The organism is Paracoccus laeviglucosivorans (genome assembly GCF_900182695.1).
Taxonomy (GTDB): domain Bacteria; phylum Pseudomonadota; class Alphaproteobacteria; order Rhodobacterales; family Rhodobacteraceae; genus Paracoccus; species Paracoccus laeviglucosivorans.
Genome location: NZ_FXTK01000005.1, coordinates 194,292 through 216,422, shown reverse-complemented (window position 1 = coordinate 216,422; position 22,131 = coordinate 194,292). Strand labels below are relative to the sequence as shown.

32 protein-coding genes and 1 tRNA gene are annotated in these 22,131 nt (G+C 61.7%); 18 read left to right on the top strand and 15 right to left on the bottom strand.

From position 1 onward, the window contains the following. Window positions 1-78 precede the first annotated feature (78 nt). The 6 genes from FN835_RS08440 to FN835_RS08415 are packed head-to-tail and all read right to left on the bottom strand — an operon-like array spanning window position 79 to window position 2,856. Window positions 79-738 (bottom strand): DUF1376 domain-containing protein, encoded by a 660-nt coding sequence (locus tag FN835_RS08440; RefSeq protein WP_142662768.1) that lies wholly within the window; start codon window positions 736-738, stop codon window positions 79-81. Then, on the bottom strand, window positions 735-1,403 hold the full coding sequence (locus FN835_RS08435; RefSeq protein ID WP_185958615.1) for a methyltransferase: 669 nt from the start codon (window positions 1,401-1,403) through the stop codon (window positions 735-737). Before FN835_RS08435 ends, FN835_RS08440 begins: the two co-directional genes overlap by 4 nt. Continuing rightward, entirely contained in the window at window positions 1,400-1,618 is a 219-nt protein-coding gene (locus FN835_RS08430) for a hypothetical protein (RefSeq protein WP_142662767.1), read from the bottom strand. Before FN835_RS08430 ends, FN835_RS08435 begins: the two co-directional genes overlap by 4 nt. Next, the gene (locus FN835_RS08425; RefSeq protein ID WP_142662766.1) at window positions 1,615-2,301 is read right to left on the bottom strand and encodes a helix-turn-helix domain-containing protein; all 687 of its coding nucleotides are present in this window, start codon (window positions 2,299-2,301) and stop codon (window positions 1,615-1,617) included. Before FN835_RS08425 ends, FN835_RS08430 begins: the two co-directional genes overlap by 4 nt. Beyond that, window positions 2,301-2,639, bottom strand: a complete 339-nt coding sequence (locus FN835_RS08420; protein WP_142662765.1) for a hypothetical protein — start codon at window positions 2,637-2,639, stop codon at window positions 2,301-2,303. Before FN835_RS08420 ends, FN835_RS08425 begins: the two co-directional genes overlap by 1 nt. Continuing rightward, a complete protein-coding gene (locus FN835_RS08415; protein ID WP_142662764.1) occupies window positions 2,623-2,856 on the bottom strand; it encodes a hypothetical protein in 234 nt (77 codons plus the stop codon). Before FN835_RS08415 ends, FN835_RS08420 begins: the two co-directional genes overlap by 17 nt. Before the next feature lie 86 nt (window positions 2,857-2,942). Here FN835_RS08415 and FN835_RS21880 point away from each other — a divergent pair, with 86 nt between their 5' ends. From FN835_RS21880 to FN835_RS08355, 12 genes are all read left to right on the top strand, one after another. Then, on the top strand, window positions 2,943-3,266 hold the full coding sequence (locus FN835_RS21880; protein ID WP_142662763.1) for a helix-turn-helix transcriptional regulator: 324 nt from the start codon (window positions 2,943-2,945) through the stop codon (window positions 3,264-3,266). Between the two features lie 212 nt (window positions 3,267-3,478). Further along, a complete protein-coding gene (locus FN835_RS08405) occupies window positions 3,479-3,721 on the top strand; it encodes a hypothetical protein (RefSeq protein ID WP_142662762.1) in 243 nt (80 codons plus the stop codon). 10 nt (window positions 3,722-3,731) lie between these two features. Beyond that, window positions 3,732-4,013, top strand: coding sequence for a hypothetical protein (locus FN835_RS08400; RefSeq protein ID WP_142662761.1), 282 nt, complete (start codon window positions 3,732-3,734; stop codon window positions 4,011-4,013). A gap of 268 nt (window positions 4,014-4,281) precedes the next feature. Next, on the top strand, window positions 4,282-4,464 hold the full coding sequence (locus tag FN835_RS08395) for a hypothetical protein (protein WP_142662760.1): 183 nt from the start codon (window positions 4,282-4,284) through the stop codon (window positions 4,462-4,464). Continuing rightward, the gene (locus FN835_RS08390) at window positions 4,461-4,820 is read left to right on the top strand and encodes a hypothetical protein (RefSeq protein ID WP_142662759.1); all 360 of its coding nucleotides are present in this window, start codon (window positions 4,461-4,463) and stop codon (window positions 4,818-4,820) included. The genes FN835_RS08395 and FN835_RS08390 overlap by 4 nt, the downstream gene beginning before the upstream one ends. 130 nt (window positions 4,821-4,950) lie before the next feature. Beyond that, window positions 4,951-5,322 carry a hypothetical protein gene (locus FN835_RS08385; protein ID WP_142662758.1) on the top strand — a complete coding sequence of 124 codons (372 nt, stop codon included), beginning with the start codon at window positions 4,951-4,953 and terminating at the stop codon, window positions 5,320-5,322. 12 nt (window positions 5,323-5,334) lie between these two features. Then, window positions 5,335-6,315, top strand: coding sequence for a DUF2303 family protein (locus tag FN835_RS08380; protein WP_142662757.1), 981 nt, complete (start codon window positions 5,335-5,337; stop codon window positions 6,313-6,315). A gap of 59 nt (window positions 6,316-6,374) precedes the next feature. After that, on the top strand, window positions 6,375-6,617 hold the full coding sequence (locus tag FN835_RS08375; RefSeq protein ID WP_142662756.1) for a hypothetical protein: 243 nt from the start codon (window positions 6,375-6,377) through the stop codon (window positions 6,615-6,617). Then, window positions 6,614-7,405 (top strand): hypothetical protein, encoded by a 792-nt coding sequence (locus FN835_RS08370; RefSeq protein WP_142662755.1) that lies wholly within the window; start codon window positions 6,614-6,616, stop codon window positions 7,403-7,405. The genes FN835_RS08375 and FN835_RS08370 overlap by 4 nt, the downstream gene beginning before the upstream one ends. Window positions 7,406-7,564: 159 nt before the next feature. Then, entirely contained in the window at window positions 7,565-8,200 is a 636-nt protein-coding gene (locus FN835_RS08365) for a sulfotransferase family protein (protein ID WP_142662754.1), read from the top strand. 292 nt (window positions 8,201-8,492) lie between these two features. After that, complete coding sequence (locus FN835_RS08360) at window positions 8,493-8,684, top strand: hypothetical protein (protein WP_142662753.1); 192 nt, start codon at window positions 8,493-8,495, stop codon at window positions 8,682-8,684. Between the two features lie 187 nt (window positions 8,685-8,871). Then, window positions 8,872-9,960 carry a tyrosine-type recombinase/integrase gene (locus FN835_RS08355; RefSeq protein ID WP_246098681.1) on the top strand — a complete coding sequence of 363 codons (1,089 nt, stop codon included), beginning with the start codon at window positions 8,872-8,874 and terminating at the stop codon, window positions 9,958-9,960. A 103-nt stretch (window positions 9,961-10,063) separates the two neighbouring features. Here the strand turns inward: FN835_RS08355 and FN835_RS08350 are convergent. Further along, window positions 10,064-10,147, bottom strand: a tRNA-Tyr gene (locus FN835_RS08350). 152 nt (window positions 10,148-10,299) lie between these two features. Between FN835_RS08350 and rlmB the strand changes: the two genes are divergently transcribed. The 3 genes from rlmB to FN835_RS08335 all read left to right on the top strand — a co-directional run bounded on the left by rlmB (window position 10,300) and on the right by FN835_RS08335 (window position 12,254). Then, window positions 10,300-11,121, top strand: a complete 822-nt coding sequence (gene rlmB / locus FN835_RS08345) for a 23S rRNA (guanosine(2251)-2'-O)-methyltransferase RlmB (RefSeq protein WP_142662752.1) — start codon at window positions 10,300-10,302, stop codon at window positions 11,119-11,121. A gap of 82 nt (window positions 11,122-11,203) precedes the next feature. After that, complete coding sequence (locus FN835_RS08340; RefSeq protein ID WP_142662751.1) at window positions 11,204-11,617, top strand: YHS domain-containing (seleno)protein; 414 nt, start codon at window positions 11,204-11,206, stop codon at window positions 11,615-11,617. Between the two features lie 184 nt (window positions 11,618-11,801). Next, entirely contained in the window at window positions 11,802-12,254 is a 453-nt protein-coding gene (locus tag FN835_RS08335) for a CoA-binding protein (RefSeq protein ID WP_142662750.1), read from the top strand. Window positions 12,255-12,305: 51 nt separating this feature from the next. On the opposite strand, the gene FN835_RS08330 is transcribed toward FN835_RS08335, so the two are convergent. After that, entirely contained in the window at window positions 12,306-13,325 is a 1,020-nt protein-coding gene (locus FN835_RS08330; protein ID WP_142662749.1) for a ribose-phosphate pyrophosphokinase, read from the bottom strand. A gap of 80 nt (window positions 13,326-13,405) precedes the next feature. On the opposite strand from FN835_RS08330, the gene FN835_RS08325 reads away from it, so the two are divergent. Both FN835_RS08325 and FN835_RS08320 read left to right on the top strand, forming a co-directional pair. Beyond that, complete coding sequence (locus FN835_RS08325; protein WP_142662748.1) at window positions 13,406-14,005, top strand: 2-hydroxychromene-2-carboxylate isomerase; 600 nt, start codon at window positions 13,406-13,408, stop codon at window positions 14,003-14,005. Beyond that, window positions 14,002-14,763, top strand: coding sequence for an alpha/beta fold hydrolase (locus tag FN835_RS08320; RefSeq protein ID WP_246098680.1), 762 nt, complete (start codon window positions 14,002-14,004; stop codon window positions 14,761-14,763). Before FN835_RS08325 ends, FN835_RS08320 begins: the two co-directional genes overlap by 4 nt. Window positions 14,764-14,765: 2 nt before the next feature. Here FN835_RS08320 and FN835_RS08315 read toward each other — a convergent pair whose 3' ends face one another. From FN835_RS08315 to FN835_RS08285, 7 genes are all read right to left on the bottom strand, one after another. Beyond that, entirely contained in the window at window positions 14,766-15,119 is a 354-nt protein-coding gene (locus FN835_RS08315; protein ID WP_342778594.1) for an H-type lectin domain-containing protein, read from the bottom strand. Between the two features lie 90 nt (window positions 15,120-15,209). After that, complete coding sequence (locus FN835_RS08310; protein WP_142662746.1) at window positions 15,210-15,659, bottom strand: F0F1 ATP synthase subunit epsilon; 450 nt, start codon at window positions 15,657-15,659, stop codon at window positions 15,210-15,212. 9 nt (window positions 15,660-15,668) lie between these two features. Next, the gene (atpD, locus tag FN835_RS08305; protein ID WP_142662745.1) at window positions 15,669-17,093 is read right to left on the bottom strand and encodes a F0F1 ATP synthase subunit beta; all 1,425 of its coding nucleotides are present in this window, start codon (window positions 17,091-17,093) and stop codon (window positions 15,669-15,671) included. Window positions 17,094-17,111: 18 nt separating this feature from the next. Continuing rightward, window positions 17,112-17,987, bottom strand: a complete 876-nt coding sequence (locus FN835_RS08300) for a F0F1 ATP synthase subunit gamma (protein ID WP_142662744.1) — start codon at window positions 17,985-17,987, stop codon at window positions 17,112-17,114. A 15-nt stretch (window positions 17,988-18,002) separates the two neighbouring features. Then, a complete protein-coding gene (gene atpA / locus FN835_RS08295) occupies window positions 18,003-19,538 on the bottom strand; it encodes a F0F1 ATP synthase subunit alpha (RefSeq protein ID WP_142662743.1) in 1,536 nt (511 codons plus the stop codon). Beyond that, window positions 19,538-20,104, bottom strand: coding sequence for a F0F1 ATP synthase subunit delta (locus FN835_RS08290; protein ID WP_142662742.1), 567 nt, complete (start codon window positions 20,102-20,104; stop codon window positions 19,538-19,540). Before FN835_RS08290 ends, atpA begins: the two co-directional genes overlap by 1 nt. Before the next feature lie 286 nt (window positions 20,105-20,390). Further along, complete coding sequence (locus FN835_RS08285; protein ID WP_142662741.1) at window positions 20,391-21,212, bottom strand: class I SAM-dependent methyltransferase; 822 nt, start codon at window positions 21,210-21,212, stop codon at window positions 20,391-20,393. 51 nt (window positions 21,213-21,263) lie between these two features. On the opposite strand from FN835_RS08285, the gene gloB reads away from it, so the two are divergent. After that, complete coding sequence (gene gloB, locus FN835_RS08280) at window positions 21,264-22,010, top strand: hydroxyacylglutathione hydrolase (RefSeq protein ID WP_142662740.1); 747 nt, start codon at window positions 21,264-21,266, stop codon at window positions 22,008-22,010. The last annotated feature ends 121 nt before the right edge of the window (window positions 22,011-22,131 follow it).

Here is a 22,131-nt window from a genome sequence, read left to right as displayed (position 1 = left end):
CACCAACTGTAATCATTACAGTTCATTTCAGTTGATTTCAGCGCGATTACAGTTCCTTACATCACGGCTTTCCGACCGTCAGACACCCCCGCCATTCATGGAAACCACCTTCGGTGCCCCCATGACCGTTTCCATCGCGACCCGAACGTTTTCCGTGGTGACGTAGAGGTCGTTATCTCGCAGCCATTCCGCGATTTGCTCGACTGCGAAGTCATTTTCGGCAATGCGCGCGTGCTTGGCATCGCGAAGCTTGCTGCGAACGCGCGACTTGGCCGTGGCCCAAGATGCAACCTCGCGTCCGCGTTCGCGGCCCCGCTTGCGCTTGAACTGTTCCTGCGCGATTTCCGCGATCACGGGATGGCCGAGGCGCGGCAATGCACCGGGCGGCGCGTCATCGATATGCGCCGCGCGCCAACCATATAGCGCGCCCGCGCGGGCCTCACGCCAGCCATCGACATCCGCACCGAACCGCGCCAGCTGGGCGAGCTCGATATCGTCATCGGGCAATGTGCCAGCGGGATCCTGTTTCATGCTGGCCGACCACAGCAGCAGAGCCGTGCCGATGTCCTGCCGCCGTTCTTGGTAGATCATCCGCGCGACGAAGCGGGATGACAGCAGCCGTTCAACGTAAAGCGGCATCCAGTCATAGCTTTGCAGCCGATCGCCGTGCCGAAGCGGATAAGCCCAGAACTCGCCCACAATCTCGGGCGTGTCGTCGCGGGCATCTGATGGGTTCAAAGCAAGCCTCCAGTCGCAGGCGCATCGCAATACGCCGCGTAATCTTCTTTCCGCTCCAGCCGCGCGCGGCATGGCGGGATCCAATGAAAGCGGGGATGATCGGCCACGAAACCGCGCCGCCAGACGATCCAGCTATAAGAGGTGGCCGTGCTGCCCTTGGGCGACAGCTTGCCCTTATGCATCACGACGCGTTCCGAGAACTGCAGAATGTCGCTGGGCGGCAGGGCGCTGAACAGATCCCGGAACCGGCCCACACCCTCCAGAAACGCCGACCGAACGATGACAGCCACGCCGTCACGGGATGTGGCCAAGGCGCGCTGGATGAACTGTTCCGCAAGGCGAAATGGCGGGTTCATGAACGTCCAATGCACTGCCGCTGGCAGCGGCCCGAACAGGTAATCGCGCACCGGAAAGCCAGCGCCGTAGTCGTGGATATCTGCGGCATCGACTGTGCCAAAGAACTCGCGTAGCGCGGCAACCATGTGGCCGCGATTGGCGCAAGGCTCACGCACCAACAGGCTGGAAAGCGGCTGACAGTGCCCGCCCTGCGCCAGCAGCCACTCGCATACCGCGCGCGTGGCCCATGGCGGTGTCGGGAAATCGTCCAGGCTGTCATGCGGCTCGACCCGGCGCTGCATCACGGCGGTGCTGCGGTTCTGCGTCAATGCCGCGCCCCCAGATTGTTCGCCGCATGTAGCGCGGCAGAAACACGCTTGATGCGCTCAAGGATCGGCGCCGGATCAAAGTTGCCTTCGGCAATCCCGAAAGCGCAGGCATCGGCCAACAGCACAATCGCATCGTCAATGCGCGGCTCTAGGTCGTTCGCCTCTTCCCAGATGTGCATGATCTTGTCGCCCAGATGCTGGCTATCGGCGCTCATGCTGCCGATCTCCGCTTGCGCGCATCGGCCTGCATCAACTGCCGCAGCAGGAATTCGGAATAGGTCGGCGCAAAGCCATGCTTGAGCGAGCGATACAGATGGGTCGGGCTGACACCCATAAAGCGCGCCGCTGCGGCGATCGAAGGGAACTCGCGGCCATGAATTTTGACCGGCTTTGCCTTGTGATTGCACCGCACGCGCGGGCCGAAAAGCCCCAGCCCGGCCCGGTCGGCGCAGCCGTAACGCTGCAGCTGATGGCTGATCGAGGGACCAGAAATCCCAAGCGCCGAAGCAGCCGCAGATATTGAGGGATAGAGTTTGCCGCGCACGAGAACAGGCACTGTGTTCGGATCGTGGGTGCGGTGTTTTACCCGCCCTTCGCGCTGGCGCTGCCGGAAATCACGCTGTCTCGCGGTTTCCGCCGCACGGCAGGCGTCGCATCGGCAGCCATAGCGGCCATAGCCGTTTGACGTGCCATGCTGGACACCTGATATCGGGGCCGACGCTTTCGCGCCGACCCCTTCCCCGCCGGTCAAGCTCTCGACCGGGTCAGCCGCAGGTTTCAATGATCCCATCTGAAATGCATCGCCCGAGGCGGATGGAATCAATGCGGGTTCCTTACGGTCAGGCCCTGCTACCCCACCGCTCCCCCGCCTCGGGTTTTGTACAAACCCGGTCTGCATCACTTCCCCCACATGATCTGTGAGTAGAGAGGAAGCGTTTGCATCGCATGATCGACGGCATCGCCGCTCGGTCGATGCGTGCCCTCACGCCAGTTGCAGCCGGTCTGCTTTGTCACGTCAAAATGCGCGCCGATCGCCTCTGCGGTCGCGAAGCTGGTAATCATCAGCATCGACCAGCGGCGCAGGAAGGTGTCCACATCTGCGCGTTGCGCATGGACATGAGCGCGGCGCGCTGCGGATGCCGAGCGACCGCGCCCACCAACTGCCCCGGTAAAGGACATTTGGCGGGCCACGGGTACAGTCGGCGAGGTAGGTTTAATCTTAGGATGCGTTTTCATGGGGATGCTCAGTGTTATTGGCCGAAGTGGCCGGTGGAGAGTTGGCGGCGATAAACGCCATGACTCGCGCGGCAACATCCATGGTGCAGCTGCCGCCTGCCTTCATGCGCTGATAGAGCCGACTATTCGCGACGGCGCGGCCCGTCACCGTCGCCGGGGCAATCCCCGAGCGACGGCTAAATTGCTCAATGGCTTCTATGAGGTCCTGCTTCGTCATGACGGCAAAGTGGACTTTTGTCCTGATGCTGTCAATGGACTTTTGTCCTGTGGCAGAAAACCTGCGCTACGGAATAGAAGTTTTCTATGACGCGCAGATTTTACGACGCCCTCAAAGAAGCCCTCGCCGCAAGCGGATGGTCCATCGCGCGTCTGTGCGATGAGGCTGGCGTATCCAGACCTCAAATCACAAAGCTGATGCAGCGTGGTGATAAGGGCCTACCGGCATCCACTAACGTAGATGATGCTGTAAAGATCGCCCACGCCCTTGGCCTTACTCTCGACGAGATGCTCGAGGACCGGACGGCAGAATTGAGGTCTGAAGCCGCATCTCTGTGGCGCAAATTGACTGATGATGAGCGGAACATCCTGCTAGCCGCTGCACGCGGTAGGCGCGAGCCTGAGGATTAGGCGCTTGGATAATATCATTCAACATTTCAATGAAATTCGTGAGACTATCGACTCTAGAAGTATCGGGCATTTATCCTCGCAATTTCAATTCAGCGATCAATCGCCCGATCATCAAGTAGATTTTTTATCTCAAGATTCCGGCCCAGCGGTATTTACCCAACAAGCCGCGTCACTCTCGCAACATCTTAGTCGTAGCAACGGAAAGCCAAAGTATGATTATGGAAAATGCCCATAGCGGCGTGCAACGCAAGGTATTAGGCGGATTCCATCGCCTATGGTGCTTCCTATTCGGGTTTATTTATTATGCCGCAAAAGGCGCTTATGGCTGGGCAATAGTTAGTTTCTTCACAGCGAATGGCCTGCTCATCGGTCTGCCGCTGTGGAACCGCAGTATCGTGGTCGGTCATTACGAAAACAACGGCTGGCGGCGTGTCGATCGTCGCATCGAGCGCTAGGAAATATGGCATGTCAGCGCACCCGTTTGACACAAATGAAGACGGCAGCGTCATCACTAGACCTTTAATCGGTTACGATACCGCGCCTGTTGGCGGCATGTTCGTTCTTACGCGACTCCAATACGCAGAAAGCCCTAACCAATTATCTGCTATTATGGCCGGAACAGTTAAGCCGCCCGCCCTTCAGCTCGCAATTACGCCCGATCAGGCAGATGCGCTGGCGCAAAGATTAATGGAACTTGCTGCGCATATTCGCTCACAAAAGACACCGTCTCAACCATCGAGAAATTGAGCATAATCGGAGGGACCGCGTACCTTCCTAAGACACAGGTTTGAGACGGTTCCATCATTACGTTACTCCCTGAGCCCGCGACAACGCGGGCTTTTCTATATGCATGCACCTGCACAGGCTGGTTACGGGCGGCTCCGCACCATCTGAAAGTTAACGCCGCGAATCACCGACTACAAGAAATTATCGGACAATTGTCCTCTTTACTCTTGACGTGGACAATTGTCCTTGTCATCTTGCCTTCATCCGAAACCCGAGGATGGAGCGCATCTTGCACACCCAGACCCCCATCGTGACGCCGCGCGAGATCGCTGATGCGCGCGCCGTGCTCACCAACCCGCAGCTGGCTGTCCAGCTGCCGGAAACTGCCCTTCGCAGCCTTTGGCACACGCTTAGCCGCGCCCGAAAGCCGCGCCCGGCCTTCCGTCCGAAAGCCCCGCGGGGCGCAGCATGAGCGACCTGAACTTGGTGGCGCTGCGCCGCGTCCAGCCCGAGCCCTTCACCAACCTCAAGATCAGCGATGCCGCGCCGGACAATCGCCGCCTTCGGCTGGAAGACGGCATGCGTTCGGATCGCCCGACACCGCGCTACGACGATGACGGCGATTTCGACGGCCCGCCGATCGTGGGCATTGGCATTTTGCTTATCGCAGTGGTCGTCTCCGGCGCTGCGGCAGGGTGGTTCCTGTTCAGCATCAACTGGCACGCGGCATTCCATGGCGTCGCATCCGTCATCGATTGGATCGCACCCACCGCCGCGCAGGCTCGCGAAGAGGGCATGACCCAGATCGTCGAACGCCTCCAGCCGTAGGGCACGTTTTCGCTCGCCTCGGCATCGCCTGCCCCTGCGAGCCAACCTTGCCCCTGATCTCTGCTCGATCGGGGGCATTTTTCTTTCCCCACCGCGCCCGGCGGCACCGGGTGAAACCACAGGAGCCGCGATGCAAATCCCCTCTCACCAGCCGAAGCTGCGCAGCCTTGATCATCTGCTGTCACTCGCCGATGGCGGCGAATACCTGCCCGATCTGATGGATCGGATCGAGGCCAACAACGTCGCCTTGCGCCAGCACGCACTGGACTACGGGTCTGATGCCAAGGGCAAGATCACCATCACAATCGACTTGAAGATCAACCGTATCGGCCAGCTGGAGATGGTGGTTGACGACAAGATCGTGGAGCCGAAATCCCCCAAGCGCAAAGCCCATGCGTGGATGAACGGCAGCGGTGAAATCACCGCCCACAACCCTGCACAGGCCCGCATGGATTTCCGCGAACCTGCCCAAAGCCCCACCATCCTCAAAGCAGCAGAATAAGGGAAAACCCGCATGGACACGCCGAACCTCGCGGCCACGCTCATCGAAGCAATCCGCCGCACCTCCGAGATCGAAATCGCCAGCTATCCGACCGACGATGAGCCGCTGAAACCTACGGTCGTATTCGCGCAAAAAGATTTGGTGGCGCATGACCTGACCGCCAAGCACCGCGCCGCGATCGAGGCGCTAAAGCCGCTGCAACGCACTGGCCGTGCCGTGCTAACCGATCTGGACAGCGTCATCAGCTGGACGAACCGTTTTAAGGGCGCCGATACCGTATTGTTCGGCCAGATCCTGCCCGAACCGAAGCTGACAGCGATCATCGATTACCACGGTCACGGCGCGCCGGTTACCGACGCTCTGTCCGGTGATCCGACTGCGAACTATGGCCGTCACCGCGCGACCTATAACTTTCCGGTCTCTGAACAGTGGAAGCGCTGGAACGCGATCGATGGCAAGGCGCTGGACAAGGACACCTTTGGCGAATTTCTGGAAGAGAACTTTGCCGATTTCCTTGACCCGACCCCTGCACTGCTGGGTCAGGACACCACGAACGCCGAGCCTTGGGAAATCCGCATGATCGAGGTCGCGGCCAAGCTACAAGGTCGCTTCGGGCAGTATGCCGCGCTGAACAATCTGTCGCGCGAGTTCAAGGCGCATGAGGTCGGCTATATTGAGGTCAAGACCAACCGCGATACCGGCGAACAGAAGGTGCAGTTCCTTACCGAGCATCGCGATGCTGATGGCCAGCCGCTGACCCTGCCCAACCTATTCATGATCGCGATCCCGGTATTCGAGGAAGGCGCACACTACCGCCTCGCGGCCCGGTTCCGCTACCGGAAGGCAGGTTCGGACATCAAGTTCATCGTCAGCCTGCACAACCCCGATGTCGCGCTGCGCGATGCCGCCCGCGAAGCGATGACGGCCGCGCAGGCCGCGACAGAAGTGCCGTTGCTGATGGGGACACCCGAAATAGGCAACAGCAGCAGCTGATCGCTTTGGTGGCCGCTCCGCGCGAGCGTCCATCCCAAGCGATCAGAACGGGATATGACATGACCGAAAAGCGCACCGTCACAATCTACCGCCACGGCACTGGATCACTCTCTGCCGGTGAATCCAAGGTCAGCCTTCCGGGCCTGCCTTGGGAAACCGGGCACCACATTCACGATCCGCGCCGCGAAAGCGCGCCCCGCAGCCGGACTTACATGGTCGGTGTTGGCGAGACGCAGGCGGAGAAAAACATTCATACGATCCGGGCGGCGCACCGCATGCACCGGCAGGGGGTGTCAGCATGAGCGAAACCACCAATCAGACCGCCCACAGCTTCCGCGCAGAGATGGGCCAGTATTCCAGCGTCGTCGGCCAGAGTGTCCACCTGATCGCGCCCGAAGGACACTTTGCGGGTCAAGTCGTCATCATAGGCCAAGACGACCGGCTGCGGCAGAAAGAGACGCAGGAGGCAATCTTGCTGACCGTCTTGGCGGCGCTGAACCGCGATGCCGCTGAAGCACGCGCCGATCAGCCCGCCCGCGCAGGGATGGACAGCCTGCGGGATCGCATCGAAGCAATACCTGTTCGCGGGAAATATTTTCACCTTGACGAAAGCGGGGCGCAGGTCGCTTCGACAGATAAAGTTCTATTGCTGCGGGAAGTCCTTGCCGCGCTGCTGCCGACCGAGGCGGAGGCGGAGCCTGTGGTTTGCGAGCGGTGCCAAGGTAACGGTGAAATCGTCACATGCTGGGACGAATACCTGCATCCACCAGCCGATGCCGCCGCCGACCATGCTACAGAGGAATGCCCTGATTGCGACTGTATAGGTCGCGCCACCCCGCCCGCCGCGACCACGGACAACACGGCGTTGGTGGAGGCGGAAGGTCGCGGAATGAGGGCAGCGGCAGAAATATGCCGCGCTGAACAACGGCGGCGTGAGAAGCAAATGGAAGTTTTGCAGCCAAGGTTGGGCTGCATGCAACGTGAGCGTTTTCGAGTGGGCGCGCAGCCATGCGGACTTCTGGCCGATGCCATTGAAGCCGCCCTTGCCAGCCGTGAAGCCCCGCCTGCCGCGCAGGGGGATCGGGAATGAGCCGATCGATCGACGGAGAATGCGCTCGCTGTGCCCATGTGTGGCCGGTTGCGCTTCTGCCCATGCCGATGCTCAGCGTGGCACGGCTGCTTATGACAGCGGCCTGCCCGTGCTGCGCTTGCCCTACCGTTTTCATCGCCCGCGAAAAGGAACTGTGCCATGGGTGATCAACCCACTCTTTTGATCGCAGGGCTGGGCCGTTGCGGCACCACTATGCTGATGACCATGCTGGACGCTGGCGGCTTTCCCGTGACCGGACCCCGCCCAAATTATGAAGATGCCAGGCGCTTTGGTCCCTTGCGCGCCGATATGGAATGGCTTGCCGAACAAAGCGGCCGAGCCGTAAAGCTCATTGATCCACTGCGCTACAAGATCACCAGCGCCTCATTTCCCGTTCCGCCGGTCATCCTGCTTATGGAGCGGCGCAACAGCGAACAGGCACGGTCACAAGTAAAGCTGCTGACCGCACTTGGCGAATATCGCAACCCACAGCGGCAGGTCGTCAAAGCAATGCAACGGAGTATCGCCCGCGACACCCCGCTGCTGCGCGCCCAGATGGGCAAGCTGACTGACAACGTGTTCCGCGTGCGGTTCGAGGACGTCCTTTCGGTTCCGGCAACAGTTGCAAAGGCATTGGCTGCGATATCTCGCAGAAAATTCGGACTGGATTTCGATATCAGGGCTGCGCGGGACGCGGTGATCAAACGAGACGCGGCATGCGCATCGGACCTCAGGATAGAAAACATCGTATTGCCCGAGATCGCACGCGAACTGGCCGCGAGGGACGCGGCATGACCAATCCAATGGAAAGGCCCGCTTGGGCACGGCAGAATGAAGAGCCTATCGCAGTCGCTGGATATGGCGAAAGGCTACGCCATCCTGACGGGACAGCGTATGAAACCGCGATCTATGCAGATGGCACGGTCCTTCGCGCACCACCGTCGCCAAGCATGGATACCTTGACGGCATTGCAGGTCCGGCAGGCAATAGCTTCGATAGATTTCCCAGCGGATCAGCCCGAATTCATCGCCGATCACGCAAGAAGAAGCGCGAACCACAGGGCGACCTTGAAGGACGGGAAACAACGATGACCTTCACCCTTTACGGCAAGCCGAACGAACAGCTGCGCCTTGTCGCGTTCAGCACAGAGCAACGCGGCGGAAAGCGGACTATTACGATCGAGGTCGAGGCAGCGAGCGCATACCACGTCAGTTTCGCGCTGGAATGCCTTGATCGTGTCCAACAAGGGCAGACAGACCCGACAGAAGGGGAAGCGTGATGGGAGCGCCAGCAGCAAGCCAAGCCGCCATCAAGCGGGCGCTGGACGCCGCGCAGAGCTGCGGCCTGACAGTGACCGGCTTCACCGTCTCCAAGGATGGCACCATCCAAGTTGAGACAGCCGCTGCGCCCGTAGACAGCAGCAGAGACAACGTGCAACCTCTTCGGCCTAAACAGTGGGCCAAGAGGTGACTGAAGTGCGTGTTGATTTTCCGGGGCTGGTGGTCGAGCGGCACCGAAACGGCACCCTGCGCTATAGGGTGCGTGTCGAAGGCGACAAAGGGCGGCGCATACACGTCCCGGTCACCCCAGAAGATCCGGCCTTTGCGCATTACTATTATGCCGCTCGCGCTGGCGAGATATGGCAGCCGCCCAGAGAAAAGCAGATCGAGCGTTCACTCGACTGGCTTTGTAGCCGGTATCTGGATTTTATCGGGAAAATGGTCGAAGCCGAGCTTATGTCTGCCGCAACGCTGAAACAGCGGCGCAGCGTCCTGAAACGCCTGTGCGATCACTTGGATGATGATGGGGATCGTTATGGCACATTGGACATCGACCTTCCGCCTGCGGCATTCATCACCGTTCGGGATGCGTGGGCCGCGCACCCCGGCGCGGCTGACAATCTCATAAAATCCGTTCGCGCTGTCTATAAATGGGCAAAAGAGCGGGATGAAATCAGCCACAACCCCGCCGCCGGTATTGGCGTTATCAACACAGCACCAAAGGGCGGAGCAGTGCCATGGACGGCTAGCGACCTTAAACAATTCAAGGCTAAGCACCCCGCCGGGACGATCGCGCATCTATGGCTGACGTTACAGGCATTCACCGCATGTCGAATCGGTGATGCGATTTGGCTAGGTCGCGATCAGGAGGTTTCGCGCGGCGGGCAGACATGGCTGGAGTGGCAGCCGAGAAAGAAAGGCTCCGCCTTCGTCTCAATCCCAATGCTTGCGCCGCTCTACACCGCCACAAGGGCCACGAAGATTGTCGGGACATCCTACCTGCTGAGCGAGAAAGGCAAGCCTTTTGCGAGCGTCGAGGCCCTGCGCGTTCGCGTCCAGCGATGGTGCGAATCCGCTGGACTGCCGGGCCGATCATCGCATGGCATCCGCAAGGCAGTTGCCGAAATGATGGCAGAGGCCGGGTGCAGTCAGCACCAGATCATGGCGGTGATGGCGCACACACAAGCAAAGACATCCGAAATTTACACCAAGGGAGCCGAGCGGCGAATCTTGGCGGCTGATGGGGTTCGCGCGCTATCAGGTATCGACTGGTAGAAATCTGCGGGACACCCAGCAGCTAACCCATTGATTTCCGTAATGAACTGTGAAGCCCCTGCGGGACATTCCACCACTGTTATCATTCGATAAAATGAGAAAGTGGTGGGCGACCCTGGAATCGAACCAGGCATGGGTCTCCCCGGCGGAGTTACAGTCCGCTGCCGCACCTTGCAGCACGTCGCCCGCCGAACGCTCGGCGTGGGGGGGTGATTACCGATAGGCGCTGGGGTCGTCAAGCGGTGATCGGGGGAAAAATGCAGATTGCCCCCTGCCCCCGCGAAAGGTTGCATTTCAGCGCGTTTTCTGCGCAACCCAAAGCGAAAGCAGGGGTGTCCGATGACCGAGAAACCGCAAAGAACCAAGAAGCCCACATGGGTCATCGACAAGGAACGCGCACGCCGCGCCGCCGCTGCCGAAACGGTGTGGCTGTTCGGTCTGCATGCGGTGCGCGATGCGCTGGCCAATCCGGCGCGCGAAAAGCTGCGCCTTGTGCTGACGCAGAACGCCATGGACCGGCTGGGCGCCCTGCCCGATGGGATCACGCCCGAAATCACCGACGCCCGCACATTCGACCGCGCCGTGCCGTTGCCGCCGGAAAGCGTCCATCAGGGCGCCGCGCTTGAGGTGAAGGCCCTGAAATGGGGCAAGCTTGAGGATGTGGCCCTGTCGGGACGCGGGGCGCCGCTGATCGTTGCGCTGGACCGCGTGACGGACCCCCATAACGTCGGCGCGATCCTGCGTTCCGCCGAGGTGTTCGGCGCGCGCGCTGTCATCGCCCCCTCGCGCCACAGCGCCCCCGAAACCGGAGCGCTGGCCAAGACGGCATCGGGCGCGTTGGAACGCCAGCCCTATCTGCGCGTCGGCAATCTGGCCGATACGCTGATCGAGCTGAAAGACATGGGCTATACCGTCATCGGCCTTGACGGCACCGGCGATGCGGAACTGCCCACGGCGCTGGCAGCCCTGCCCGGTCGTGCGCTTTGCATCGTGCTGGGGGCGGAAGGGCCGGGCCTGCGCGAACGCACCCGCGAGACCTGCGACCAGATCGTGCGCATCCCCTTTGCCGCCGATTTCGGTTCGCTCAACGTCTCGAACGCGGCAGCGATCGCGCTTTACGCCGCATCGCAGGCACAGGCACCGGGATCACAAGCCGGATAGAATTCCGTCCGCCCCGTTGAGAATCCTTGGGCGATTTGCCAGATGCAATAGACATCGCCCCAGCCTTTCCAATGCCGCAAGAATGATTCGACCAACCGCCCTTGTCCTTAGCCTGATCCTGACCGCAACCTCGGCCGCCGGGCAGGAATGGGCATTGAACGGCATGGACCCCGTGTCCTACAGCCATGACGGCGGCGCCGTTCCCGGTCGCACCGACATCGTGACCATGTGGAAGGGCGAGGCGTGGCATTTCGCCAACGAACACAACCGCGCCCTGTTCGAAGCCAATCCCCGCGCCTATGCGCCGGGCATGGGCGGTCTTTGCGTGGTGGCGCTGTCCGAAGGTCGGCCGGAACCGGGCAATCCGCGTTACTTCGCGGTGATCGACAAGCGCACTTATCTGGTCCGGTCAGAGCAAGCCCGCAAGCGGCTTCTCGCCGATCCGCAGGGTGTCCTCGGGCGGGCAAAGGCAACCTGGGCGCGCATGAAACCCTAGATTCTCACGTTTTTGCGAGACGGGTGGAACTTTTAGGACACAATGCGCATTTATTTCGTGAACATGTGCACGGAACGCCATGTTCAGATCACTGTCCCTCGTTCCGCGACTTGCGCCCGGCCAGCAACTCTGGACCGGGCGCTTTTTCCATGCCACTTTAGATTGAGATATGGGGGAGGATCACATGGGATTCGCCATTTTGCGGGATGTCGGCTCGTCGCCGATGGATGAGGACATTGCACGCGTTGCGCAAAGCACGCGCTGCATCGCCGTCGTTGGTCTGTCGCCCAATGAATTGCGCCCGGCATGGGGTGTGGCGCGCTATCTGAAATCGCAGGGTATCCGCGTGATTCCGGTCAATCCCGGCCATGCCGGCACCGAAATTCTGGACGAGGTGGTCTATGGTGACCTCGCCTCGATCCCTGCCGATATTCGCGTGGACATGGTGGACATTTTCCGCCGCGCCGAAGCGGTCCCCGCCATCGTCGAAGAGGCGATGCGTGTGCTACCGCATCTGGAAACCATCTGGATGCAGCTTGGCATCACCCATGCCGAAGCTGCAAGCGCAGCCCGTGCACGCGGCCTGACCGTGATCGAGGATCGCTGCCCCAAGATCGAGTTTCCGCGCTTTCTGTGACGTAAAAAGCCCCGGCAGAACCGGGGCTTTTCCATTGCGATCACCCGACGCTCAGGCCGAGGTGTAAAGCCCTTCATAGATCGGGCCCAACGTGTCCAGTTCGAACAACGAACTGACCGAAGTGCCGTTCCAGATGTTCAGAATCGCTTGGGCAAACATCGGGGCCATCGGCACGATGCGGATATTGCTGGCAGCTTTGACATTTTCCGGCGGTTCGATCGAATCGGTGATCACCAGCGATTTCATCACCGATTTCTGCACCCGCTCAACCGCAGGGCCGGACAGAACACCGTGGGTGATATAGGCGTGAACCTCGACAGCGCCGTGCTGGATCAGCACTTCGGCGGCCTTGCACAGCGTGCCTGCGGTGTCGCAGATGTCATCGACGATGATGCAGGTCTTGCCGGTCACGTCGCCGATCACGGTCATCTCGGCCACTTCGCCCGCCTTTTCGCGGCGTTTGTCCACGATGGCCAGCGGTGCGCCGATGCGCTGCGCCAGGTCGCGCGCCCGCGCCACGCCGCCCACGTCGGGCGAAATGACCATCAGATTGTCCATCTGGTCGCGGAAGTTGTGCTTGATATCCAGCGCAAAGACCGGCGCAGCATAAAGGTTGTCCACCGGGATGTCGAAGAACCCCTGGATCTGTGCGGCGTGCAGATCCAGCGTCAGCACGCGGTCCACGCCCGCCTCGGTCAGCAGGTTGGCGACCAGCTTGGCGCTGATGGGGGTGCGGGCCTTTGCGCGACGGTCCTGACGGGCATAGCCGAAGTAGGGGATCACGGCGGTGATGCGCTGCGCCGACGACCGCTTTAGCGCATCCGTCATGATCAGCAGTTCCATCAGGTTGTCGTTCGCCGGATTCGACGTCGACTGGATGATGAACATATCTTCGCCGCGGACGTTTTCATAAACTTCGACGAAGATTTCCTGATCGTTGAAACGCTCGACGCGGGCTTCGATGGGGGCAACGTTCATGCCACGATGCATCGACATGCGTCGAGCAATGGCATTGGCCAAAGGCCGGTTGGCGTTGCCCGCGATCAGCTTGGGTTCGGTCATGGCCGGCATGGCATGGCTCCGTTGGATTCGTGCGATTGCGCACGCCTTAGCACCACGCTAGCTTGCCCGCAAACCCCGGAGGCCCGCTAATGGCGCATATCGACTATTACTTCGGCACTCAAAGCCCGTGGACCTATCTTGCAGGCGACCGGCTTGAGCAGATTGCAACCCGCCACGGCGCGCAGATCACCTATAAGCCGCTTGACCTGCTGCAACTGGTTGACCGCACCGGAGGCGTCCGGCCCGCGAACCGCCACCCGTCGCGCATGGAATATCGCGGGCAGGAACTGACCCGCTGGGCCAAGCATCTGGGCAAGCCCCTGAACCTGAAACCCACTTTCTGGCCGGTGAACACCGCGCCCTCATCCTACGCGGTCATCGCGGCGGCCAAGGCGGGCGGCGGCGATCTGGCGGGGCTGGTGCAAAGTTTCGTCCGTGCCGTCTGGGCCGAGGATCAGAACATTGCCGATGACGCCGTGATCCGTGCCAAGCTGACAGCGGCGGGTTTCGACCCCGAGCTTGCAAATTCCGGCCTGTTCGTCGGCGCGCAGGTCTATGAACGCAACCTTGAGGAAGCGGTCGAGGCAGGCGTTTTCGGTGCCCCCTTCTATATTGTGCGCGAAAGCGACGAACGGTTCTGGGGTCAAGACCGTCTGGACATGCTGGACCAGCATCTGGCCGATCTGTGAGCCTGCATCTTCGTGAATGGCCGGGCAATGCAGACCGCCCGGCGCTGGCATTGCATTGCGCGATGGGCAATGGCAGCTATTGGCGGCCCATTGCTGCCGATCTGGCCGATCTGGTGCAGGTGACTGCGCCCGACATGCCGGGGCATGGCAAAAGCCCGGACTGGGACGGCGCAGTGGATTACCACACCGCCGTGACCCGCGAGGCCGCGGCACTGATCCAACGCCCGCTGGACCTGATTGGGCATAGCATCGGCGCGACCGTGGCACTGCGCATCGCCGTGGCAGCACCCGAGGCCGTCCGCAGTCTGACCCTGATCGAGCCCGTCCTGTTCGCCGCCGCCAAAGACCCCGATGCGGATGCCGATATGGAGGAGATCCGCACCCTTGCCGAAACCGACCCAGCCGAGGCCACGCGGCAGTTTCTGTCGGTCTGGGGTGGGCTGGATTGGGCGTCCCAGACCGAAGCAGGCCGCAGCAGGCTGATCCGTCAGATCGCGCTGGTCAACGCGGGGAACATGGCCTTGGTCCATGACAGCGCCAATATCCTGCGCGACGGCGGGCTGGAAGGGATCGACGCCCCCGTGCTGCTGGTGATGGGAGGGAACTCTCCGCCGGTCATCCCCGCGATTGCCGATGCGTTGGCTGCGCGGCTGCAGGATGTCGGGCGCGCCACGGTTCCCGGTGCGGGACATATGCTGCCCATCACCCACCCCAAGCAGGTGGCTGAGCTGATCCGGCTGAATATCGAGCGGGCCTAGCCCTAAGCCTCGAAATCGTCGCGATAACGGACCGGGCCGATGGCCAGCCAATTTGCCCGGACCCGCGCGACGCGGGTATCGCCCCATGTGCGGAATTCGATCTGAAACCCTTCGACGGTGACCAGCGTGGCCTTCAGGTCCACACGCTGGTTGCCGTTGACGCCGATATCCCACATGCCCAACGACAGATGCACCACGGGCGGTTCGACAAATGCTTCGGGGAAAGCCACCTGAAAGGTTTCCAGCCGCGGCCCCTGCCCCGACCACATCGGCCCACCGTCTTCGAAGGCAGAAAACAGATCGACCGCACCATTGCTGACGCCGACAGCGTGATGATCGAAATGTCGCAATACCATGCCCCCTTGGAACCTTTACTAGTGGCGTCCCATTAAATGCGAAAGCCCCGGATCGACCGGGGCTTCCTGAATTTGCGAACAATCTTACCCTTAGTGGGGGAAATTCGACTGGTTCGGGTCCAGACCGATACGGGTGCCAAGTGCCTCCATATCCGCCAGAAGCTTGACCGCCGCCGCGACGATTTCCTCGCCAGTGGTCGAGGAACGCTCTTTGGCGACTTCAACGCGACGCTGAGCCTGTGCCAGCATCTCGTTATAGATCTCCTGCGTCATCTCGGCGCGGGGGTGGCCACGCTCGGCCAGCAGGGTCACGGATTCGTTGTTGATCTCGGCAAAGCCGCCGGTCACCGCGAATTCCGTTTCCGACCCGTCGCCTGCCACCACGGTGACGACACCGGGCCGCAGGTTGACGATGGCCGGCGCATGGCCGGGCATCGCCGTGAGGTCGCCCTCGGCGCCGGGCAGGCGCACCTCGCGCACCGGGACGGAAACAAGGTTCCGTTCCGGCGAGACGAGGTCGAACTGCATCGTGTCGGCCATGTCGCCCCCTTACGCCGCGTCAGCGGCGAGACGCTGCGCTTTGGCTTTCACGTCCTCGATGCCGCCGACCATGTAGAAGGCTGCTTCGGGCAGGTGGTCGTATTCGCCGTTCACGACAGCCTTGAACGACTTGATCGTGTCTTCCAGCGGAACCTGAACGCCGTCCGAACCGGTGAAGACTTTCGCAACGTCGAAGGGCTGCGACAGGAAGCGCTGGATCTTCCGGGCGCGAGCCACGGTCAGCTTGTCCTCTTCCGACAGTTCGTCCATGCCAAGGATGGCGATGATGTCCTGCAGCGATTTGTATTTCTGCAAGATACCCTGAACCGAACGCGCGGTGTTGTAATGCTCTTCGCCGACGACGCCCGGATCAAGGATACGGCTGTTCGAGTCGAGCGGGTCAACGGCCGGGTAAATCCCCAGTTCCGAGATGGCGCGCGACAGAACGGTCGTGGCGTCGAGGTGGGCGAAGGTCGTTGCCGGTGCCGGGTCGGTAAGGTCGTCGGCCGGAACATAAACAGCCTGGATCGAGGTGATCGAGCCGTTCTTTGTCGAGGTGATGCGTTCCTGCATCGCGCCCATGTCGGTGGCCAGCGTCGGCTGGTAACCCACGGCGGACGGGATACGGCCCAGCAGAGCCGACACTTCCGAACCAGCTTGGGTAAAGCGGAAGATGTTGTCCACAAAGAACAGAACGTCGGTGCCGGTCGAGTCGCGGAACTGTTCGGCCAGCGTCAGACCGGTCAGGGCGACGCGCATACGCGCACCCGGCGGTTCGTTCATCTGGCCGTAAACCAGCGCCACCTGCGATTTCGCAAGGTCGTCGGGTTTGATAACGCCCGATTCAACCATCTCGTGATACAGGTCGTTGCCTTCACGGGTGCGTTCGCCAACGCCCGCGAACACCGAGTAACCCGAGTGCACCTTGGCGATGTTGTTGATCAGTTCCATGATCAGAACGGTCTTGCCGACGCCTGCGCCGCCGAACAGGCCGATCTTGCCGCCCTTGGAATAGGGTGCCAGCAGGTCGATGACCTTGATGCCGGTGACCAGGATTTCCGAAGCGGTCGCCTGTGCGGCGAATTCCGGTGCGGGCTGGTGGATCGCACGCTTTTCGGTCACGGTCAGCGGTGCACCTTCGTCCACCGGCTCGCCGACGACGTTCAGGATGCGGCCCAGCGTGACGTCGCCCACCGGAACGGTGATCGGCTCGCCCAGGTCGGTGACCGGCAGGCCGCGGACCAGACCTTCGGTCGCGTCCATGGCGATGGTGCGGACGGTGTTTTCACCAAGGTGCTGGGCAACTTCCAACACCAGCCGCTTGCCGTTGTTTTCGGTTTCCAGAGCGTTCAGAATCGCGGGAAGGTGGCCGTCGAACTGCACGTCCACGACGGCGCCGATCACCTGCGTGATTTTTCCTTTGGCCTCTGCCATGTGATTAACCCCTACGTGTCAGAGCGCCTCGGCGCCCGAGATGATTTCGATAAGTTCCTTGGTGATCGCAGCCTGACGTGTCCGGTTGTATTCGGTGGTCAGTTTGTTGATCATATCGCCGGCGTTGCGCGTCGCGTTGTCCATCGCGCTCATCCGGGCACCCTGCTCGGAAGCAGCGTTTTCCAGAAGTGCGGCAAAGATCTGCGTGGCGACCGAGCGCGGCAGCAGGTCTTCAAGGATCGCGTTCTCATCCGGCTCGTAATCGTAAAGCGACGAGGTGGAAGCCTCTGCACCTTCTTCGATTACGGCAGGGATGATCTGCCGGGCAGTCGGAACTTGGCTGATGACGGATTCGAACCGGTTATAGAACAGCGTCGCCACGTCGAAATTCCCGGCGCCGAAACGGTCGAGGATTTCGTCGGCGATGGCGCGCGCGTTGTCGTAACCGATGCGCTTCACTTCGCTCAGATCGACGTGATGCACGAACAGGTCGCCGAAATCGCGCTTGAGCTGTTCGCGGCCCTTCTTGCCCACGGTCAGGATGGTGACTTCCTTGCCCTGAGCGCGAAGCTCGGCAAGGCGCAGACGGGCGAGCTTGACGATGGACGAGTTGAACCCGCCCGCAAGCCCGCGCTCCGAGGTCATCACCACCAGCAGGTGCCGACGGTCTTCGCCGGTCCCTGCAAGCAGGCGCGGGGCCGAAGCCGAGCCGGCCGCCGAAGCGGTCAACCCGGCCATGACGGCGGCCATCCGGTCAGCATAGGGACGCGCAGCCTCCGCCGCTTCCTGCGCACGGCGCAGTTTTGCGGCGGCGACCATCTGCATCGCCTTGGTGATCTTGCGCGTGTTCTTGACGCTGCCGATCCGGTTCTTGAGGTCCTTGAGGCTGGGCATCTAAAGCTCCCCCTCTCAGGCGTAGGTCTTGGCGTAACCGCTCAGCGCAGCTTTGATGGCATCTTCCAGCTCGCCCGCGATCTTGCGGTCGTTGCGGGTCATGTCGTCAAGCAGGTCCGCTTTCTGGTTGCGCAGATACTGGATCAGACCCTGTTCCCATTTGGTCACCTGGGCGACCGGAACGGTGTCCAGATAGCCTTTGGTGCCCGCATAGATCACGATCACGATCTCGGCGTTGGTCAGCGGCGAGTATTGCGGCTGTTTCATCAGCTCGGTCAGGCGCGCGCCACGGTTCAGCAGCTTCTGCGTTGCGGCGTCCAGATCCGAACCGAACTGCGCGAAGGCAGCCATTTCGCGATACTGGGCCAGTTCCAGCTTGACCGGACCGGCGACCGATTTCATCGCCTTGGTCTGTGCAGCCGAACCCACGCGGGACACCGACAGACCGGTGTTCACGGCCGGACGGATACCCTGGAAGAACAGTTCCGTTTCCAGGAAGATCTGGCCGTCGGTGATCGAGATCACGTTGGTCGGGATGTATGCCGACACGTCACCCGCCTGGGTTTCGATGATCGGCAGAGCCGTCAGCGAGCCGTTGCCGTTTTCGTCGTTCAGCTTGGCCGAACGCTCCAGCAGGCGCGAGTGCAGATAGAACACGTCGCCCGGATAGGCTTCGCGGCCCGGCGGACGGCGCAGCAGCAGCGACATCTGGCGGTAGGCGACGGCTTGCTTGGACAGGTCATCATAGATGATCAGGGCGTCCATGCCGTTGTCGCGGAAGTATTCACCCATGGCGGTCGCCGAATAGGGCGCCAGGTATTGCATCGGAGCCGGGTCCGAAGCGGTCGCGGCCACGACGGTCGTATAGGCCATGGCGCCGGTTTCTTCCAGCTTCTTCACCAGCTGGGCGACGGTCGAACGCTTCTGACCCACGGCGACGTAGATGCAGTGCAGCGTCTTCATGCCATCGGCTTCGCGGCCGTTGTAGTTCGCCTGGTTCAGAATGGTGTCCAGCGCGATGGCGGTCTTGCCGGTCTGACGGTCGCCGATGATCAGTTCGCGCTGGCCACGGCCAACGGGGATCATGGCGTCAACCGATTTCAGGCCGGTCGCCATCGGTTCGTGAACCGATTTGCGCGGCATGATGCCGGGGGCTTTGACGTCGGCGATGCGACGCTCGACGTTCTCGATCGGGCCTTTGCCGTCGATCGGGTTGCCAAGGGCGTCGACGACGCGGCCCAGCAGACCTTTGCCAGCGGGGACTTCCACGATGGCGCCGGTGCGCTTGACGGTGTCGCCTTCCTTGATCGAACGGTCGTCGCCAAAGATCACGACGCCGACGTTGTCGGTTTCAAGGTTCAGCACCATGCCGCGGATGCCACCCGGGAATTCGACCATCTCGCCGGCCTGGACCTTGTCCAGACCATAGACGCGAGCGATGCCGTCGCCGACCGACAGCACCTGACCGACTTCGGCCACCTCGGCGTCCTGACCGAAATTCTTGATCTGATCCTTGAGGATGGCCGAGATTTCGGCTGCCTGGATTCCCATTATCCGACCTCTTTCATAGCATTCTGGAGGGAGGCGAGCTTGGAGCGGATCGAGCTGTCGATCATCTGCGAGCCCAGTTTGACGATCATGCCGCCGATGAGAGTTTCATCGACACGCGCGTTCAGTTTGACTTTCTTGCCCGATTTTTCCGACAGGGTGTCGGCCAGACGGGTCTTCTGTTCCTTGGTCAGCTTTTGTGCGCTGACAACATCGGCAGTCATCTCGCCACGGGCGTCGGCGATCAGGCCGCGCAGCTTGGCGATGAATTGGGGCAGCGTGAACAGGCGACGGTTGCGCGCCAGCAGGCGCAGCGTATTCGACAGTTCCACCGACAGGCCCATGCGCGATGCAAGCGCCGTCACGGCGGCTTCCTGCTGATCGCGATTGTAAAGCGGCGAGACGGTCAGGTCGCGCAGATCCGCACTTTCGTCGAAAGCCAGGGCCAGGTCGTCGATTTGCGCGGACAGGGCGTCAAGACCCCCCGAATCCTTCACCAGATCGAATAGGGCCTGTGCATAACGCCCGGCGATATCAGCGGAAATCGAAGAGGAATTGGCCACGGTCATCCTTCCGGTTTGCGCAAGCTCCGCAGGCGGGCCGGTTTTCAAGCCGGTCAGTCGCGGAGCGCGGGTCAAGGGAAAGCTGGCCGAGCCAGACCGAAGCCTCCCAAAAATCTGTCGCGTCTCTATCAGGTGATTTCCGCTCTCGCAACCGCATTGAACACGGAATTGCGAGCCGTGATGCCCTTAGTTTGGCAGGTTTGTCACGATCCCGGCGCAGGTGGCGCTAACTTGCTGCAACGCGGCATCGTTGCGCAAGCAAATGGATTGAAACGCATGCGGGGGATTCGCGTCAGGCGAGCGGCCGCTCGGGCCCGCCCCTGCCCTTTCCGGTGCGCGGCGCACCGCCTCGGGCGGTCTTGCCGCCGCGTGCCGGTTTGGGCCGCGCCATGCCCTCCAGAACGTCCAGCGGACTTGGCACATTGACCCGCGTCAGACGCCCGATCGGGGCCTGCACCTGCTTGCTGAATTCGGTGATGACCACGCCGGCCACAAGAACCTGGCTGATACGCAATCCGGCCCGTTCCCACATCTGCGCGCTTTTCAGCCAGAAACGCCGGTCCGACGGCGGGATATACAAGGCAGCCCCGCTGCGTTCGGTGACAAATCTTGCGCTGCGGGCCTGCGCCTCCAGCTGCCCGGTCGTGTAGCTGCGGCCAAAGCCGAATGGGGTGGCATCGGACCGCGCCCAAAGCCCGGCCCGGTTCGGCGTCATGATCAGCATCCGCCCACCCGGCCCCAGCACCCGCCACGCCTCGGACAGCAGGGCGCCCGGATGCTCAGCCACCTCAAGCGCATGCAGCATGACCAGCCGGTCCACGCTGCCCGTATCCAGCGGCCATGCCGTTTCATCGCATAGCACCGAGCAGTTGGGCAGCGTCGCAGGCCACGCCATGACGCCCTGTGGCCCCGGCATCAGGCTGATCACCCGCCGCGCCCGTCCCAGATAGGGGCGCAGCAAAGGCGCGGCAAAGCCATAGCCTGCCATGGTCATGCCCGCGCTTTGATCCGCTGGCCAAAGCTGCGTCAGCCGGTCGCGCAGAACACGCTGAACCACACGCCCCAAAGCGCGCGTATAATAGAACTTTCGCAGCTCGATCACGTCGTGATGCATTGCACCCCCTGCCCTCAGGGGCCAGACTGGGGCAAAGCAAGGGAAATGCCAATGCCGCTGGAACTGATCCCCGTTCGTTGCCTGACCGACAATTACGCCTGGCTGCTGCATGGGAACGGTCAGACCGCCCTGATCGACGCGCCCGAAGCCGCGCCGATCCTTGCCGAGCTGCAGGCGCGGGGCTGGGGCCTGGACCTGATCGCCCTGACCCATCACCACGCCGACCATATTCAGGCCGCGCCGGAACTGGTCGCGGCGACGGGTGCCAAGGTGCTGGGCAATGCGCAGGACGCCACACGCCTGCCACCGCTGGATATTCAGACCCGCCCCGGCGAAACCGTCCAGATTTGCGGTGAAACCGCCCAGGTCGTAGACGTATCGGGCCATACGGTGGGTCATGTCGCATTTCACCTGCCCGGATCGGCCATGGTATTTACCGCCGACAGCCTGATGGCACTTGGCTGCGGCCGCCTGTTCGAAGGCACGCCGGACATGATGTGGGACAGCCTGTCGCGGCTGAACGCATTGCCCGGCGCGACTCTGGTCTGTTCTGGGCACGATTATTGCCGGGGCAATGGCGCATTCGCCCTTTCGATAGATTCCGGCAATGAGACATTGCGGCAACGGTTGGCGGATACGGCCTCGGGGCGTCGCCCCTGCGCGCCAGCAACGCTTGATGACGAACGCGCAACCAACCCCTTCCTGCGGGTGGCCGAACTGCGCGATGCGCTTGGCATGAAAGGCGCGTCCGATGCCGATGTTTTTGCAAGGCTTCGCAAGATGAAGGATGAGTTCTGACCGCGGCCCTGCCCCCGATCCCACCCCAGATGCGAGGCAGGCTTTGCCATCGCAATCATGGCGGCTGCATATGCGGCTGCTTGAAATTGCAGCACCGCATCATCACATCTGTTTCAACCGC